This window comes from Halomonas sp. C10-5 (assembly GCF_057169305.1).
The window spans coordinates 2,715,970-2,730,107 of the sequence record NZ_CP175665.1 but is presented as its reverse complement, the minus strand read 5'-3'; the positions used below and the strand labels follow the sequence as shown (position 1 = coordinate 2,730,107).

General features: G+C 69.0%; 16 protein-coding genes. 12 read left to right on the top strand and 4 right to left on the bottom strand.

Features of this window, described 5'->3' with window-relative positions:
• Nucleotides 1-4 precede the first annotated feature (4 nt).
• Complete coding sequence (rloA3, locus tag ACJ7IV_RS12705) at nucleotides 5-577, top strand: retropepsin-like aspartic peptidase RloA3 (RefSeq protein ID WP_483864711.1); 573 nt, start codon at nucleotides 5-7, stop codon at nucleotides 575-577.
• Here the strand turns inward: rloA3 and ACJ7IV_RS12700 are convergent, their stop codons facing one another.
• A complete protein-coding gene (locus ACJ7IV_RS12700) occupies nucleotides 578-1,294 on the bottom strand; it encodes a 16S rRNA (uracil(1498)-N(3))-methyltransferase (RefSeq protein WP_483864710.1) in 717 nt (238 codons plus the stop codon).
• A gap of 117 nt (nucleotides 1,295-1,411) precedes the next feature.
• Between ACJ7IV_RS12700 and phaR the strand changes: the two genes are divergently transcribed.
• From phaR to ACJ7IV_RS12675, 5 genes are all read left to right on the top strand, one after another.
• Nucleotides 1,412-1,891, top strand: coding sequence for a polyhydroxyalkanoate synthesis repressor PhaR (phaR, locus tag ACJ7IV_RS12695; protein ID WP_483864709.1), 480 nt, complete (start codon nucleotides 1,412-1,414; stop codon nucleotides 1,889-1,891).
• A gap of 96 nt (nucleotides 1,892-1,987) precedes the next feature.
• Nucleotides 1,988-3,280: a phosphoribosylamine--glycine ligase gene (gene purD / locus ACJ7IV_RS12690; protein WP_483864708.1), complete on the top strand. Its 1,293-nt coding sequence runs from the start codon at nucleotides 1,988-1,990 to the stop codon at nucleotides 3,278-3,280.
• Between the two features lie 45 nt (nucleotides 3,281-3,325).
• The gene (locus tag ACJ7IV_RS12685) at nucleotides 3,326-3,766 is read left to right on the top strand and encodes an acyl-CoA thioesterase (protein WP_483864707.1); all 441 of its coding nucleotides are present in this window, start codon (nucleotides 3,326-3,328) and stop codon (nucleotides 3,764-3,766) included.
• Nucleotides 3,766-4,638: a phosphoribulokinase gene (locus ACJ7IV_RS12680; protein ID WP_483864706.1), complete on the top strand. Its 873-nt coding sequence runs from the start codon at nucleotides 3,766-3,768 to the stop codon at nucleotides 4,636-4,638. The genes ACJ7IV_RS12685 and ACJ7IV_RS12680 overlap by 1 nt, the downstream gene beginning before the upstream one ends.
• Nucleotides 4,639-4,673: 35 nt before the next feature.
• Nucleotides 4,674-5,015 (top strand): histidine triad nucleotide-binding protein, encoded by a 342-nt coding sequence (locus ACJ7IV_RS12675; RefSeq protein WP_349608244.1) that lies wholly within the window; start codon nucleotides 4,674-4,676, stop codon nucleotides 5,013-5,015.
• Nucleotides 5,016-5,137: 122 nt separating this feature from the next.
• Here the strand turns inward: ACJ7IV_RS12675 and ACJ7IV_RS12670 are convergent, their stop codons facing one another.
• From ACJ7IV_RS12670 to ACJ7IV_RS12660, 3 genes are all read right to left on the bottom strand, one after another.
• The gene (locus ACJ7IV_RS12670) at nucleotides 5,138-5,557 is read right to left on the bottom strand and encodes an OsmC family protein (protein ID WP_483864705.1); all 420 of its coding nucleotides are present in this window, start codon (nucleotides 5,555-5,557) and stop codon (nucleotides 5,138-5,140) included.
• A 266-nt stretch (nucleotides 5,558-5,823) separates the two neighbouring features.
• Nucleotides 5,824-6,504 carry an N-acetylmuramate alpha-1-phosphate uridylyltransferase MurU gene (gene murU, locus ACJ7IV_RS12665; RefSeq protein ID WP_483864704.1) on the bottom strand — a complete coding sequence of 227 codons (681 nt, stop codon included), beginning with the start codon at nucleotides 6,502-6,504 and terminating at the stop codon, nucleotides 5,824-5,826.
• The gene (locus tag ACJ7IV_RS12660; RefSeq protein ID WP_483864703.1) at nucleotides 6,501-7,523 is read right to left on the bottom strand and encodes an aminoglycoside phosphotransferase family protein; all 1,023 of its coding nucleotides are present in this window, start codon (nucleotides 7,521-7,523) and stop codon (nucleotides 6,501-6,503) included. Before ACJ7IV_RS12660 ends, murU begins: the two co-directional genes overlap by 4 nt.
• A gap of 142 nt (nucleotides 7,524-7,665) precedes the next feature.
• Between ACJ7IV_RS12660 and ACJ7IV_RS12655 the strand changes: the two genes are divergently transcribed.
• The 6 genes from ACJ7IV_RS12655 to ACJ7IV_RS12630 all read left to right on the top strand — a co-directional run bounded on the left by ACJ7IV_RS12655 (nucleotide 7,666) and on the right by ACJ7IV_RS12630 (nucleotide 14,119).
• Nucleotides 7,666-10,119: an LPS-assembly protein LptD gene (locus ACJ7IV_RS12655; RefSeq protein WP_483864702.1), complete on the top strand. Its 2,454-nt coding sequence runs from the start codon at nucleotides 7,666-7,668 to the stop codon at nucleotides 10,117-10,119.
• Nucleotides 10,120-10,163: 44 nt separating this feature from the next.
• On the top strand, nucleotides 10,164-10,817 hold the full coding sequence (locus ACJ7IV_RS12650; RefSeq protein WP_483864701.1) for a SurA N-terminal domain-containing protein: 654 nt from the start codon (nucleotides 10,164-10,166) through the stop codon (nucleotides 10,815-10,817).
• Nucleotides 10,817-11,890 (top strand): 4-hydroxythreonine-4-phosphate dehydrogenase PdxA, encoded by a 1,074-nt coding sequence (gene pdxA / locus ACJ7IV_RS12645; RefSeq protein WP_483864700.1) that lies wholly within the window; start codon nucleotides 10,817-10,819, stop codon nucleotides 11,888-11,890. Before ACJ7IV_RS12650 ends, pdxA begins: the two co-directional genes overlap by 1 nt.
• 137 nt (nucleotides 11,891-12,027) lie before the next feature.
• On the top strand, nucleotides 12,028-12,846 hold the full coding sequence (gene rsmA, locus ACJ7IV_RS12640; protein WP_483864699.1) for a 16S rRNA (adenine(1518)-N(6)/adenine(1519)-N(6))-dimethyltransferase RsmA: 819 nt from the start codon (nucleotides 12,028-12,030) through the stop codon (nucleotides 12,844-12,846).
• Complete coding sequence (gene apaG / locus ACJ7IV_RS12635; protein WP_483864698.1) at nucleotides 12,843-13,256, top strand: Co2+/Mg2+ efflux protein ApaG; 414 nt, start codon at nucleotides 12,843-12,845, stop codon at nucleotides 13,254-13,256. Before rsmA ends, apaG begins: the two co-directional genes overlap by 4 nt.
• 41 nt (nucleotides 13,257-13,297) lie before the next feature.
• Nucleotides 13,298-14,119, top strand: coding sequence for a symmetrical bis(5'-nucleosyl)-tetraphosphatase (locus ACJ7IV_RS12630; protein ID WP_483864697.1), 822 nt, complete (start codon nucleotides 13,298-13,300; stop codon nucleotides 14,117-14,119).
• Nucleotides 14,120-14,138: the final 19 nt, after the last annotated feature.

Below are 14,138 nucleotides of genomic sequence, written 5' to 3'. Positions count from 1 at the left end.
GAGCATGACTCTGACACGTATCGGCCTGCCCCTGCTGGCCGCCCTGCTGCTGAGCAACGCGTCGTCGGCCAGCGCCGACGGCGAGGAGAAGGTCTTCGGCTGGGTCGAGAAGGCCATCGTGCAACCCTGGGGCGTGGAGGTGAAGGCCAAGCTCGACAGCGGCGCCCTGACCTCCTCGCTGGACGCCCGCGAGATCGAGCGCTTCAAGCGTGATGGCGAGCGCTGGGTGCGCTTCCGCCTCAAGCTTGAAGACGAGGAGAGCGGGGAGGTGTTCAGCGAGCGTCTGGAACTGCCACTCTATCGCAGCCTCAGGCTGCGCGGTGCCGGCGGTACCGACCGACGGCCGGTGGTGCTGATGAAGGTCTGCCTGGGCGATACCGTCTACGAGGAGCAGTTCAGCCTGCGCGACCGCGGCGACATGAACTACCCGCTGCTGCTGGGGCGGCGCACCATCGGCCACCTGGGCCTGCTCGACGTGCGCGATACCTTCCTCTCCGAGCCGACCTGCGATGACGACTCGCCGCTGGTCAAGCACGATCCCGAGGAGGAGGAGGTCGTCGAGGAGCCCGACGACTGACTACTGGAAGAGCCGTGCCAGCAGGGCGGTCACCGCGGTCTCCACCCGCAGGATGCGCGGGCCCAGGTGGATGCCCTCGCAGCCCGTCGCCAGCAACTTCTCCACCTCCCAGGGAATGAACCCCCCCTCCGGGCCCACCAGCAGCAGGGTGGGCTCGTCTAAGCCGCGGGGGCAGTCGTTGGGCATGCCGGGGTGGGCCAGCAGCCCGCGCCGACCCTCCAGCAGGCCGGGCAGGCGGTCCTCCATGAAGGGGCGAAAGCCCTTCTCCAGAGTGACCTCGGGCAGCCGGGTGTCCCGGGCCTGCTCCAGGCCCAGCACCAGGTGGTGATGGATCTTCTCCGCCTCGAGTTCCGGCGACATCCAGTAGCTCTTCTCCACGCGGCGGGTATGCAGCAGGGTGATCCGCTTCACCCCGAGGGTGGTGACGTGCTCGAGGGTGCGTGCCAGCATGCGCGGCCGCGGCAGTGCCAGCACCAGGTGCACCGGCAACGCCGGCGGCGCCGCCTGGTCGAAGGCTTCCAACGCGAAGGTCGCTTCCCGCTCGCCGAGGGTGAGCAGTTCGCCCCGGCCGATGGCCCCGCCGACGACGCCGAGGGTCAGGCGGTCGCCGGGGGCGGCGCGGTGTACCTCGCGTAGGTGGCGCAGACGGCGCGGATCGGTCACCCGGGCGAGGCCTTGATGCGCGATATCGTCGGGGGCTAGCAGGATCAGGTTCATCGGGGACTCGCCGCGTTGGTAATCAAAAGATGGCTATGCCTTGCATGGTTGGTGTCGCGGTGCACAATGGTCCCACAGGGGCAGTCGTCCCTCCCATGTAAAATGAGGAGCAGCGCCGTGCGCGTGATTCGCAAGTATGCCAACCGCAGGCTCTATGATACCGAACAGAGCCGCTATGTGACCCTCGAGGACCTGCGTGGTCTGATCCTCGACGAAGTGCCCTTCCGCGTCGAGGATGTCAAGAGTGGCGAGGACCTGACTCGTACCATCCTGCTCTCGATCATCATCGAGCAGGAGCAGGCCGACGGCGATGCGCAGGTATTTTCCAACGACCTGCTGGCCCAGTTCATTCGCGTCTACGACATGGCCCATCCGCTGCCGTTGTCGCGCTACCTGGAGCAGGGCACCAAGCTGATGATGGAGCAGCAGCAGCGCATGCAGGACCAGTGGCAGCAGGCCCTGCGCCACTCGCCCATGGATCTGATGCGCGAGATGGCCGAGGAGAACATGCGCTTCTGGCAGCAGACCATCGGCCAGGCCCCCGGTGCCGGTGGCAAGGAAGACAAGAGCGACAAGGACGACGAAGACAAGGCGTGAGTGCGTCTCGCGGCGCAGGCGTCACGACTTTCTGACATAATGCCGCCTCGATTTCCAACGCCGCACAGTCGGCCAGCAGCATGAAGGTGGAATAGGATGAAGGTGCTGATCATCGGCGGCGGTGGCCGCGAACACGCCCTGGCCTGGAAGGTCGCCCAGTCGCCCGGTGTGGCGATGACCTATGTGGCGCCGGGCAATGCCGGCACCGCCCGGGAGCCCGGGTTGACCAATGTCGCGATCGCCGCGGATAACCTGGAGGGCCTGCTGGTCTTCGCCCGCGACGCCGCCGTCGATCTCACCATCGTCGGCCCCGAGGCGCCGCTGGTGGCCGGTGTGGTAGACCGCTTCCGCGAGGCGGGCCTGGCGATCTTCGGCCCCACCGCCGGCGCCGCCCAGCTCGAGGGTTCCAAGGCCTTCACCAAGGACTTCCTGGCGCGCCACGCCATCCCCACCGCCGACTACCGGACGTTCACCGCGGTGGCGCCGGCCCTCGACTACCTGCGCGAGCAGGGCGCGCCCATCGTGATCAAGGCTGACGGCCTGGCCGCGGGCAAGGGCGTCATCGTCGCCATGACCCTCGCCGAGGCCGAGGCGGCGGTGCGCGACATGCTCGAGGCCAACGCCTTTGGCGATGCCGGCGCCCGGGTGGTGATCGAGGAGTTCCTCGACGGCGAGGAGGCCAGCTTTATCGTCATGGTGGACGGCGAGACCGTGCTGCCCATGGCCACCAGCCAGGATCATAAGCGGGTGGGCGAGGGCGACAGCGGCCCCAACACCGGCGGCATGGGCGCCTACTCGCCGGCGCCGGTGGTCACCCCCGCGGTGCATGAGCGCATCATGGAGCGGGTGATAATGCCGACGGTGCGTGGCATGGCCGAAGAGGGCCATCCCTATACCGGCTTCCTCTACGCCGGCCTGATGATCGACGCCGCGGGCAATCCCAAGGTGATCGAGTACAACTGCCGCTTCGGCGACCCCGAGACCCAGCCGATCATGCTGCGCCTGCAATCGGATCTCACCGCGCTGTGTCTGGCGGGAGCGCGTGGCGAGCTGGCTGGGCACGCCTGCGACTGGGACGCACGCGCCGCGGTAGGCGTGGTGCTCGCCGCCGGCGGCTACCCGGGCAGCTACCGCAAGGGTGATGCCATCGAGGGGATCGAGGCCGCCGAGGCCACCGGCTGCAAGGTATTCCATGCCGGCACCGCCGACCGGGACGGTCAACTGGTGACCTCCGGTGGCCGGGTGCTCTGCGTCACCGCCCTGGGCGAGGGGGTCTCGGCGGCCGCCGCGAATGCCTACCGCGGGGTCGACGCCATCCACTGGGAGGGCGTCTTCTGCCGCCGTGATATCGCCCATCGCGCCATCGTCCGCGAAAGCGGCGAGCGCTGAGCCCAGGCCTCGACCCACCACAACAAGACTCACTAGGAGGCGAGCATGGAGCGTGTCAGGCTCGAGTTTCCCGAGGCGGCCATCGTTCACCGTCAGCCACTGACGGTGCGCGTCACCGACATGAACTACGGTCGCCACCTGGGCCATGATGCCCTGGTGTCGCTGCTCCACGAGGCGCGCATCCAGGCCCTGGCCGCGCTGGGGCTCACCGAGTGGGACCTGGGCGGCTACCCCAGCGTGGTGGCCGACCTCGCCGTGCAGTACCAGTCCGAGGCGCGCTGGCCCGATGCCCTGGTGGTGGAGACGGCGATCCCCGCCCCGCAGGGCAAGCCTCTCATCGTCTTCCAGCGGGTGTGTCACGCTGAAGGCGGCCGTCCGGTCGCCACGGCGCGGCTCAACCTGCTGCTGGTGGATCCCGAGAGCGGCCGCCCGGTGGCGGTGCCCGAAGCCGTGAAGGCGGCTATCGCCGGGGCGGGAGGGGCCTGATGTCCCGTGAATATCCGATCATCGCCGTGACCGGCTCCTCCGGGGCCGGCACGACCACCGTCAAGCGCACCTTCGAGCGCATGTTCTCGCGCGAGGATGTGCACGCCGCCTTCGTCGACGGCGACGCCTTCCACCGCTATACCCGGGAGGAGCTTTCGCGGATCTTCCGCGAGGAGCCGGAGCGCAAGGACGAGCTCTCCCACTTCGCGGTGGAGGCCAACCTGCTCGAGGAGCTCGAGACCCTGTTCCATGAGTATGGCGACAGCGGCAGCGGTACCTATCGCCACTATATCCACGCCGAAGACAAGCAGATGATCGAGTCCGGCTACCACATCGGCACCTTCACCGAGTGGCAGCCGCTGCCCTATGGCACCGACCTGCTGTTCTACGAGGGGTTGCACGGAGGCCTGGTCACCCCCGACCACGATATCGCTCGTCATGTCGATCTGCTGGTGGGGGTGGCGCCGACCATGAACCTCGAGTGGATCCAGAAGATCGACCGCGACACCAAGCTGCGCGGTTACTCCCAGGAGGCGGTGATCGACACCATCCTGGGGCGCATGGACGACTATGTACGCTATATACAACCGCAGTTCTCGCGCACCCACATCAACTTCCAGCGGGTGCCCACGGTGGATACCTCCAATCCCTTCGAGGTGCAGGACATTCCCACCGACGCCGAGTCCTTCGCGGTGATCCGCTTCCGTGAGCCGGCCACGGTGGACTTCCCCTACCTGCTGGCGATGATTCCGGATGCCTTCATGAGCCGTCCCCATACCCTGGTGGTGCCCGGGGCGCGGGTCTCCCTGGCCATGGAGCTGATCCTGGGGCCGCTGGTGCGTCACCTGCTGGCCCAGCGCCGATTCCGCTGAGCGCGACCAACCCGACGAGAGAGGAGGCTCGAGAGATGGAGTGCCTGTTCTGCAAGATCATCAACCGCGAGATTCCCGCCGAGATCGTCTTCGAGGATGACCAGGTGGTGGCCTTCGAGGACATCAATCCCCAGGCGCCGACCCACCTGCTGATCATTCCCCGGAAGCATATCGCCACCCTCAATGACCTCGAGGAGGGCGACCTGGCGCTGGCGGGACGCCTGCAGTTCACCGCCTCGCGCCTGGCGAAGGAGCGAGGCTTCGCCGAGGAGGGTTACCGGGTGGTGATGAACTGCAATGACCTTGGCGGCCAGACCGTCTATCATATTCACATGCACCTGATGGGCGGCCGACGCTTTACCTGGCCGGCTGGGTAGTCGGCGTTCCTGCGGGCAACCGCGCGATCTACGGTGTTCGGCGCATCAGGTGCATCCCGCTTACCGATAACAGGACGGCGCCACCCTCGGGTGGCGCCGTCCTGTCATGGGCCCGCTGCGGGTCAGCCCTCGACGATGGTGTAGGAGTGGGTCACCTCGACCCCGCCCTTGACCAGCATGATCGAGGCGCTGCAGTACTTCTCGGCAGAGAGCTCCACGGCGCGCGCGACCTGCTTTTCCTTGAGCCCCTTGCCGGTGACGGTGAAGTGGACATGGATCTTCGTGAACACGCTGGGGGTGGCATCGGCGCGCTCGGCCTCGATGCTCGCCACGCAGTCGCTGACGTCGGCGCGGGCCTTCTCGAGGATATTGAGGATATCGAAGGAGGTGCAGCCACCCATGCCCATGAGCAGCAGCTCCATGGGGCGGGGGCCGGTGTTGCGGCCGCCATGGTCGGGCGGGCCATCGATGACCACGCTGTGGCCGCTGCCCGATTCGGCGACGAACTGGCGACCGTCGGTCCATTTCACTGTGGCTTTCATGTCTCGAGTGTCCTTGTCAGTTGCTTGCAGAGTCGCCGGGGCTTTTCTCGGCGTCCCTCGCTGTTGCTTTTTGAGGCTGCGGTGTAAAAGGCGATCAGCATAGCAGCTGCATCGTTCAAGCTCAGCCTTACCCTCGCGGAGCAAATCCGCTCGAGGCTATTCCGGTGGTTGGCCTGCGAGGGGGCGCTGTGAATACATCCCTGTACGCTACCTCGGCCGTCCATGGTCCTCGGCCCCCTCTACGGCCAACCCCCGGCGCCTCTCGCTCAGCTTTGAAGACGACTCGAGGCCAGTTCCTCGTCCAGCGCGTTGAGTCTTTCCGGTGTACCCACGTCCACCCAGCGGCCGCGATGGTGGTGGCCGGCCACGCGCCCCTCGGCCATGGCGCGACGCAGCAGCGGCGCCAGGGCGAAGGCGCCCGGAGATTCGCCGGCCACCAGCGCCGGGTCGAGCAGGCCGATGCCGGCGTAGGTGAGCCGCGGCTCGCCCTCGGCGCGGACGCGGCCGGTGGCGTCGAGGTGGAAGTCGCCCGCCGGATGGTGGTCGGGGTTGTCCACCAGCACCAGTCGCGCCAGGTCACCGTTATCCAGCACGGGCAGGGTGCTCGGGTCGAGATCGCACCAGACGTCGCCGTTGACCAGCAGGAAGGGGGGGCGACCGAGCAGCCCCAGCGCTCGCTGGATGCCACCGCCGGTCTCCAGCGGCGTCTCCTCGCGGCTCCAGGCGATGCGCACCCCATGGTCGCCGCCGTCACCCAGCGCCTCGATGATCTGCTCGGCACGGTAGCTGACATTGATCACGATCTCGGTGATGCCCGCCTCGCGCAGGCGTTCGAGGTGGTGGACGATCAGCGGCCGGCCAGCCACCGGCAGCAGCGGCTTGGGGCAGTGGTCGGTGAGCGGGCGCATGCGGGTGCCGAGCCCCGCGGCGAGGATCATCGCCTTCATGTGGAGGCCTCCAGCCTGGCGGCCAGGGCCGGGCGGAAGGCGTCGGCCAGCCAGGCCTTGAAGTCGTCATGCCCCTCTACGCCGGCCAGGCTCTCCTCGAGGTGAGCGAGGAAGTGGGGCAGGCGTTCGAGGTAGCCCGTCTTGTGGTCGCGAAGGGTCAGGCGGCAGAAGATGCCCAGCACCTTGAGCGAGCGCTGGGCGGCCATGGCGTTGGCCTGGGCCAGGAAGGTGGCCTCGGTGGTGCTCGAGGGGAGACGGCAGTCGGCCACGGCGCAGCGGCGGAAGGCCTCGACCCAGGCGGCGAACTGCTCGGCGTCGAAGCGGCAGTAGCGGCCGCGCAGCAGCGAGATCAGGTCGTAGCTGATGGGGCCCACCACCGCGTCCTGGAAGTCGATCAGCACCAGCGAAGCGTCTCGCACCATCAGGTTCATGGCGTCGAAGTCGCGGTGCACCGTAACCATCGGCTGGGCCAGCGCCTGCGCCACCAGGGCCTGGCGCAGCGCTGTCCAGCCCGGAGGCGTCGCCAGCCCCAGCCATTCGCCCAGGCACCATTCGGGGAAGAGCGCCAGCTCACGCTCGAGCAGGGCGGCATCGAAGCGCGGCAGGTCGTCGGGGCCGGCGCGGTTCTGCAGCTCGTGGAGCAGTGCGATGGCCCGCTCGTGCCAGGCCAGCGCCTCGCCCTCATCGTCGAAGCAGCACTGCAGGGGAGTGTCTCCGAGGTCCTCCAGTTCGATGAACCCCGCCTCCAGGTCGACCGCGTGGAGGTGCGGTACCGGCAGCCCGGCGGCCTCCCAGCGGCGGGCGATGGCCACGAAGGGTTGGCTGTCCTCCTGCTCGGGCGGGGCATCCATCAGGATGCGGGTGGTGTCGTCGGGCAGGACCAGGCGGAAGTAGCGGCGGAAGCTGGCGTCGCCGGCGGCCAGGCGCAGGTCGAGGGCGTCGGGCGCCAGGGCGTGGCGCTCGGCGGCCCAGCGGGCGAGCCGTTCGCGGCGCGAGGCGTCGAGGGCGGCGTCGGTCATGGAGGAGGCTCCTGGGTCGGGGTGTCCGGTTGACGGTCGTGGGCGCGCGCCGCATGCTGGGCGCTGCGCCGTCACCGCCGGCAGGACAGGCCGACGGCGGCCTGTATAATAGCGTTTCACCTCGCCAAGGACATCGACCAACATGGGCAAGCGACTCTCATGGACGGCCCTTGCAGGCCTGGTGGCCTCGGGTCTTGCCGGCGGCCCGCTGCTGGCAGCCCCGCCGGAGCCCCTGCCCGCCGCGCAACTCGACTTCCGCCCCTGGGGCAGCGAGAACCCGGGGGCCTCCCTGTGCCGCGGCGCCTACGTGATGCCCGACTATCGCCTGCCACCCCCCGAACCCGGCAAGGTGGCCAGCGAGTCGACAAGCGCCAGCTACGGCGAGGATGGCGAGACCCTGCTCCAGGGCGAGGTGGTGCTGCGGCGCGATACCGCCCAGCTCGAGACCCCGGGGGTGCGGGTGCCACCCAGCCGGGAGCGCGCCTTCGCCGAGGGTCCCCTGGCGCTGCGCGACCAGGGACTGCTGGTGCGCGGCAGCGCCGGTGAACTCTCGCTGGTGAACGACGCCGCCAGCGTTGACGAGGCGCACTACGTCATCCACGACCGCCACCTGCGCGGCGACGCCCAGCGCCTGGCGCGCCTGGAGGACGGGCGCTACCGGCTCTCCTCGGCGAGCTTCACCACCTGCGATCCGGGTGACAACCTGTGGCAACTGGTCGGCGGCGATGTGATGCTCGATCGCGAGAGCGGCTTCGGCACCGCCCGCCATGCCCGGCTGGAGGTCAAGGACGTGCCGGTCTTCTACTGGCCCTGGGTGCGCTTTCCCATCGATGACCGCCGTCATACCGGCTTCCTGTGGCCGGCGGTGGGCTTCTCCACCGACTCGCTGGACTACGCCCAGCCCTTCTACTGGAACATCGCCCCCGACCAGGATGCCACCATCACGCCGCGCTGGATCAGCGATCGTGGACTGCTGCTGGGCGGCCAGTACCGCTACCTGCTCGCCGAGTCGGCCGGGCAGATCGAGGGTGCCTGGCTCGACAGCGACGATGGCGGTGACAGCGACAACCCCAACGATGCGGCGCGCCGCTTCGAGGGCGAGGAGCGCTGGTACCTCGACTATCGCCACGCCGGCACCCTGAGCCCGCGCAGCCGCTACCAGCTGCGCTACGGGGCGGCCAGCGACGGCCGTTACTTCGACGACTTCGGCAGCGACTTCGCCGAGCAGAACACTTCGTCCATGTCGCGCCTGGCCCAGATCGACTATCGCGGCGACACCTGGCGCCTCGATGCCCGCGCCCAGGGATTCCAGAAGCTCGATGACCCGTTGCTGGAGAAGGACAAGCCCTTCTACCGCCTGCCCAGCCTCAGCGCCGCCGCCCGCTGGAGCCAGGAGAGCGGCTTCTACCAGCAGTGGCAGAGCAACTACAGCTACTTCTGGCGCGATATCGACGAGACAGAATTGCCGAATAATCCACGTTTTGATCGTGAATCGGCCACCGGTTCACGGCTGCATCTTGCGCCGGCCGTGGGCTGGCGCTTCGACGAGAGCTGGGGTCACCTGGAGCCGCGCCTGGAGTGGCTCGGCACCGCCTATGAACTGGACTACGGCGAGCGCGACATCGAGAGCGACACCTCGTTGACCCGCAGCGTGCCGGTCACCTCCGTGGATGCCGGCCTGGTGTTCGAGCGCGAGCTCGACCTGGGAGGGCGGGATTACCGCCAGACCCTGGAGCCCCGCGCCAACTACGCCTATGTGCCGGCCCGCGACCAGAGCGACTTCCCCGACTTCGACACCAGCGAGCGGGCCTTCTCCTGGGGGCAGCTGTGGTCGCCGCACCGCTTCTCGGGCAGCGACCGGGTCGGCGACCTCAATCGCCTCTCCCTGGGCCTCGAGTCGCGGCTGCTGGAGGACGAGGGCGGCCGCCAGCGGCTCTCCCTCGGGCTAGGCCAGGCGCTCTACTTCGAGGACCGCAGCATCGATATGGATGGTGATCCCGACAAGTCGCAGCGTGACGATTTCGCCACCGGTGAGGATTATTATCGCGCCACCCGCGATCGTTCGCCGCTGGTCGCCAATGCCGACTGGCAGGTCACCGAGCGCTGGCGCACCCGCTGGCAGTGGCTGTATGACGATGACCTGGAGCGCACCGAGCGCGCCGGGGTCGACCTGCAGTACCGCTCGCCGAAAGGGCACGCGTTGAACCTCGGCTACCGCTGGGAGCTCGAAGGCTTCGATCCCTCGCTGGATCAGTTCGACGACGACTTTCGCACCTACGACCGCGAGGAGTACGACGCCTCCTTCGCCTGGAAGGCCGGCCGGCGCGTTGACCTGATCGGTCGACTGCTCTACGACAACACCAACGACCGCGCCTTGGAGCAGCTCGCCGGGGTGCAGTGGAACGACTGCTGCTACGGCGTGCAGCTGGTGTGGCGCGAGTGGATCGACGACAACGACACCGGCATCCTGGCCGATGATTTCACCGATCGCGGGGTCTTCCTGCGCTTCGTGTTCAAGGGGCTCGGCGGCGTGGGCCGCGAGGCCGATAGCTACTTCGAGGAGGCCATCCCCGGCTACCGCAGCACCGCCTTCTGAGCCGGATGGCCCGTTAGAGAGGAATGATGAAAGGACAGCACACCATGCGCAGTCGCCGCACCCCCTTCCTGGCCGCCGGCCTGGCCATGGCCCTGGGCCTCGCCGCCGTGCCCGTCAGCCAGGCCCAGGAGCCGCCCTCTACCCAGCGCCAGGCGCTGGACCGCATCGTGGCAGTGGTCAACGAGGGGGCGATCATGCAGAGCCAGCTTGAGGATCGCCTCGCCCAGGTGCGCAGCCAGATGGGCGCACAGCAGCAGGAGCTACCCCCCGCAGGGACCCTGCGCGAGCAGGTCCTGGAGCAGATGATCCTCGAGGAGATCCAGTGGCAGATGGCGGATGAGGCCGGCCTCACGGTGGATGACACCGACCTCAACCGCCAGGTGCGTGGCATCGCCGAGCGCAACGGCATGAGCCTGGAGCAGTTCGCCGATACCCTGGAGGCCGACGGCCTGACCCTGGCCGGCGTGCGTGAGGAGATCCGCCGCGAGCTGACCCTGCGCCAGCTGCAGCAGCGCCGCGTGGGCAGCCGGGTCAATCTCTCCGAGCGCGAGGTGGAGCGCTTCATGGAGCAGGAAGGTGTCGGCCGTGAGCAGGCCCAGCAGGCCCTCTTCCAGCGCAAGGCCAACGAGGAGCTCGGGGTGTGGCTGCAGGAGATCCGCTCCCAGGCCTTCGTCGACAACCGCCTCGACGAGCGCTGATGGCGACCCCCGCCGCGCCGGTCCTGGCGCTGACCAGCGGCGAGCCCGCGGGCATCGGGCCCGAACTCGTGCTGAAGCTGGCCGCCGAAGGCGTGGCCGGCACTCGCCTGGTGGCGGTGGGTGACCCCGGCCTGCTCGATGAGCGCGCCGCCGCCCTCGGCCTGACGGTGGAGCTGGTCGAGCTCGCCCCCGGCGAGGCGGTGCCCGCGGCGCGACCCGGGCGGCTGCCGGTATGGCCGGTGGCGCTGCGCGCCCCGGTTCGTCCCGGCGTGCTCGAGGCCGCCAATGCCGACTACGTGCTCGAGACCCTGGACGTGGCGATCCGCGCCTGTCGCGCGGGCCAGGCCGCGGGCATGGTCACCGCGCCGCTGCACAAGGGCGTGATCCTCGACGCCGGGCATGCGGGGTTCACCGGCCATACCGAGTACCTGCGCGACGCCTGCGGTGTCGAGGAGGTGGTGATGATGCTCGCCACCGACGCCGCCCTGCACGCCGAACGGCCCGGCTGGTCGGGGAGCGCCGCCTTGCGGGTGGCCCTTGCCACCACCCACCTGCCGCTGCGCGAGGTGGCCGATGCCATCACCCGTGAGGGCCTGGCGCGGGTGCTGCGCATCCTTGCTGCCGACCTGACGCGCTGGTTCGGCCTGGATGCGCCGCGCATCGCGGTGTGCGGGCTTAACCCCCACGCCGGCGAGGGTGGCCACCTCGGCCGCGAGGAGCTCGAGGTGATCGAGCCCACCCTCGAGGCGCTGCGTGGCGAGGGGCTGACCCTCGACGGTCCGCTCCCCGCTGATACCCTGTTTACCCCGCGTCACCTGGCAGGCGTGGATGCGGTGCTGGCCATGTACCATGACCAGGGCCTGCCGGTGCTCAAGTACGCGGGCTTCGGCCGCGCCGCCAATATCACCCTGGGGTTGCCGCTGGTGCGTACCTCGGTGGATCACGGCACCGCCCTGGACCTGGCCGGCACGGGCCGCGCCGACCCCGGCAGCCTGAGGGTCGCCGTGGCGCTGGCCGCGCAGATGGCCGCCCGCGGCGTTAGTTTATCGGGAGGAGCGCCGGGGGCAGGCTGAAGAGCAGGTCCTACGCCATGGACGGCGTCGGTAGCGCCCAGGGATGGGTTCACAGCGCCTGCTCGTAAGCCTGCCGCCGGAACAGCTCCGGTTCAGCAAAGAATTCCAGACTTCCAGCGACAGAAGGACACTCCTGAATGGCATCTCGCCCCCCGGTCCACCGGGCCCGCAAGCGCTTCGGCCAGAATTTCCTGCGTGACCGCGGCATCATCTCCCGCATCGTGCGGGCCATCGGGCCGCGCCCCGGCGATCGGATCGTGGAGATCGGCCCCGGCCAGGGGGCGCTCACCGAACCGCTGCTGGAGGCCGCCGGCGGTTGTCTGGAAGTGATCGAGCTCGACCGCGACCTGATTCCCGGGCTGCGTGTGCAGTTCTTCAACTATCCCGACTTCGTGATCCATGAGGGCGATGCGCTCAAGGTCGACTTCCGCGCCCTGCGCGGCGAGGGGCAGCCGCTACGTGTCGTCGGCAACCTGCCCTACAACATCTCCACCCCGCTGATCGCCCACCTGCTCCAGGCCGGCGATGCCGTCGCCGACATGCACTTCATGCTGCAGAAGGAGGTGGTGGAGCGCCTGGCCGCCGAGCCGGGCGGCGCCGACTGGGGGCGCCTCTCGGTGATGGCCCAGTACCGCTGCCGGGTGGAGTCGCTGTTCGTGGTGCCGCCGGAGGCCTTCGTGCCGCGGCCCAAGGTGGACTCCGCCATCGTGCGGCTCACCCCCCATGCCGAGCTGCCCCATCCGGCACGCGACGAGGCGCTGCTGGCGGCGATCGTCAAGGAGGCCTTCGGCCAGCGCCGCAAGACCCTGCGCAACAACCTCAAGGGGCGCATCACCGCCGCCGAACTCGAGGCACTCGATATCGACCCCGGCCGGCGCCCCCAGACACTCTCCGTGGCGGAGTTCGTGCGTATCGCCGACCACCTGGCCCAGACGACAGGGGAGGCAAGCGCATGAGCGATCGAGCCGCCAGCGGTGACGCCCCCATGGATGAGGTGCGAGGCGTGAGCGTCGAGGTCCAGCCGGAGTTTCGTGCCGACGAGTCTGCCCCCGGCGAGGGGCGCTACGTGTTCAGCTACACGGTGACCGTGCACAACGCCTCGCGCCACAGTGTCCAGCTGATGGCCCGCCACTGGACCATCACCCAGGGCAGCGGCAAGGTCCAGGACGTGCGCGGCAAAGGGGTGGTGGGGCAGCAGCCGGTGATCGGCCCCGGCCAGCACTTCCGCTACACCAGCCGGGCGATCCTCGATGGACCGGTGGGGGTGATGCAGGGCGACTACACCTGCGTGGATACCGCCACCCAGCGCCCCTTCGAGGTGCCCATCGCCCCCTTTCGCCTGGCCTGCCCCAACCAGGTCCACTGACCCCACTGCACTCGAGCCCCAACCGAATACCGGGAGAGCCCATGACCACCTATGCCATCGGCGACCTCCAGGGCTGCCATGCTGAGTTCGTCGAACTGCTCGAGACCCTGGACTTCGACCCGCGCCGTGACCGGCTGTGGCTGGCCGGCGACCTGGTCAACCGCGGCCCCGGGTCGCTCGACTGCCTGCGAGAGGTCGAGGCGCTGGGCGACGCCGCGCTGACGGTGCTCGGCAACCATGACCTGCACCTGCTGGCGGTGGCGCGGGGCGGTGCCGCGCTCAACCGCAAGGACACCCTGGACGCCATCCTCGCCGCTCCCGATCGCGAGCGACTGCTCGACTGGCTGCAGTCGCGTCCGCTGCTGGTGCGCGAGACGCTGGGCGGCGCGGATACCCTGATGACCCATGCCGGGCTGTTGCCCCAGTGGTCGCCGGAGCTGGCCGCGACGCTGGCCGCGGAGGTGGAGGCGGTGTTGCGCGACGACCGCGGCGGCGCCTTCCTCGAGCGCATGTACGGCAATGCACCGGACCAGTGGCGCGATGACCTCGATGGCATCGACCGCCTGCGCGCCATCGTCAACGTCCTGACCCGCATGCGCTTCATCGACGCCCAGGGGCGGCTGGACTTCGCCGCCAAGGAGGGGCTCGACAGCGCCCCGGCGGGCTTTGAACCCTGGTTCCGCTTTCCCCGCGGCGACGATGTTCGGCTGATCTTCGGTCACTGGGCGGCCTTGCAGGGCGAGACCCCCGGCAGCCGGGTCAACGCCTGTGCGCTGGATACCGGCTGCGTGTGGGGAGGCTCCCTGACGGCCCTGGACCTGGTTAGCGGCGAGCGCACCAGCGTGCCCAGCCGGCGACGTTGAACGCAGCTATCCTTTCCTT

Excerpts from the sequence above, each read along its gene's own strand:
- ACJ7IV_RS12650 (WP_483864701.1), top strand. The coding sequence starts at position 10,164 with ATGCGCAGTCGCCGCACCCCCTTCCTGGCCGCCGGCCTGGCCATGGCC.
- ACJ7IV_RS12660 (WP_483864703.1), bottom strand. The coding sequence starts at position 7,523 with ATGACCGACGCCGCCCTCGACGCCTCGCGCCGCGAACGGCTCGCCCGC.
- purD (WP_483864708.1), top strand. The coding sequence starts at position 1,988 with ATGAAGGTGCTGATCATCGGCGGCGGTGGCCGCGAACACGCCCTGGCC.
- murU (WP_483864704.1), bottom strand. The coding sequence starts at position 6,504 with ATGAAGGCGATGATCCTCGCCGCGGGGCTCGGCACCCGCATGCGCCCG.
- apaG (WP_483864698.1), top strand. The coding sequence starts at position 12,843 with ATGAGCGATCGAGCCGCCAGCGGTGACGCCCCCATGGATGAGGTGCGA.
- pdxA (WP_483864700.1), top strand. The coding sequence starts at position 10,817 with ATGGCGACCCCCGCCGCGCCGGTCCTGGCGCTGACCAGCGGCGAGCCC.
- ACJ7IV_RS12630 (WP_483864697.1), top strand. The coding sequence starts at position 13,298 with ATGACCACCTATGCCATCGGCGACCTCCAGGGCTGCCATGCTGAGTTC.
- rsmA (WP_483864699.1), top strand. The coding sequence starts at position 12,028 with ATGGCATCTCGCCCCCCGGTCCACCGGGCCCGCAAGCGCTTCGGCCAG.
- ACJ7IV_RS12655 (WP_483864702.1), top strand. The coding sequence starts at position 7,666 with ATGGGCAAGCGACTCTCATGGACGGCCCTTGCAGGCCTGGTGGCCTCG.
- ACJ7IV_RS12680 (WP_483864706.1), top strand. The coding sequence starts at position 3,766 with ATGTCCCGTGAATATCCGATCATCGCCGTGACCGGCTCCTCCGGGGCC.
- ACJ7IV_RS12675 (WP_349608244.1), top strand. The coding sequence starts at position 4,674 with ATGGAGTGCCTGTTCTGCAAGATCATCAACCGCGAGATTCCCGCCGAG.
- ACJ7IV_RS12685 (WP_483864707.1), top strand. The coding sequence starts at position 3,326 with ATGGAGCGTGTCAGGCTCGAGTTTCCCGAGGCGGCCATCGTTCACCGT.
- rloA3 (WP_483864711.1), top strand. The coding sequence starts at position 5 with ATGACTCTGACACGTATCGGCCTGCCCCTGCTGGCCGCCCTGCTGCTG.
- ACJ7IV_RS12700 (WP_483864710.1), bottom strand. The coding sequence starts at position 1,294 with ATGAACCTGATCCTGCTAGCCCCCGACGATATCGCGCATCAAGGCCTC.
- ACJ7IV_RS12670 (WP_483864705.1), bottom strand. The coding sequence starts at position 5,557 with ATGAAAGCCACAGTGAAATGGACCGACGGTCGCCAGTTCGTCGCCGAA.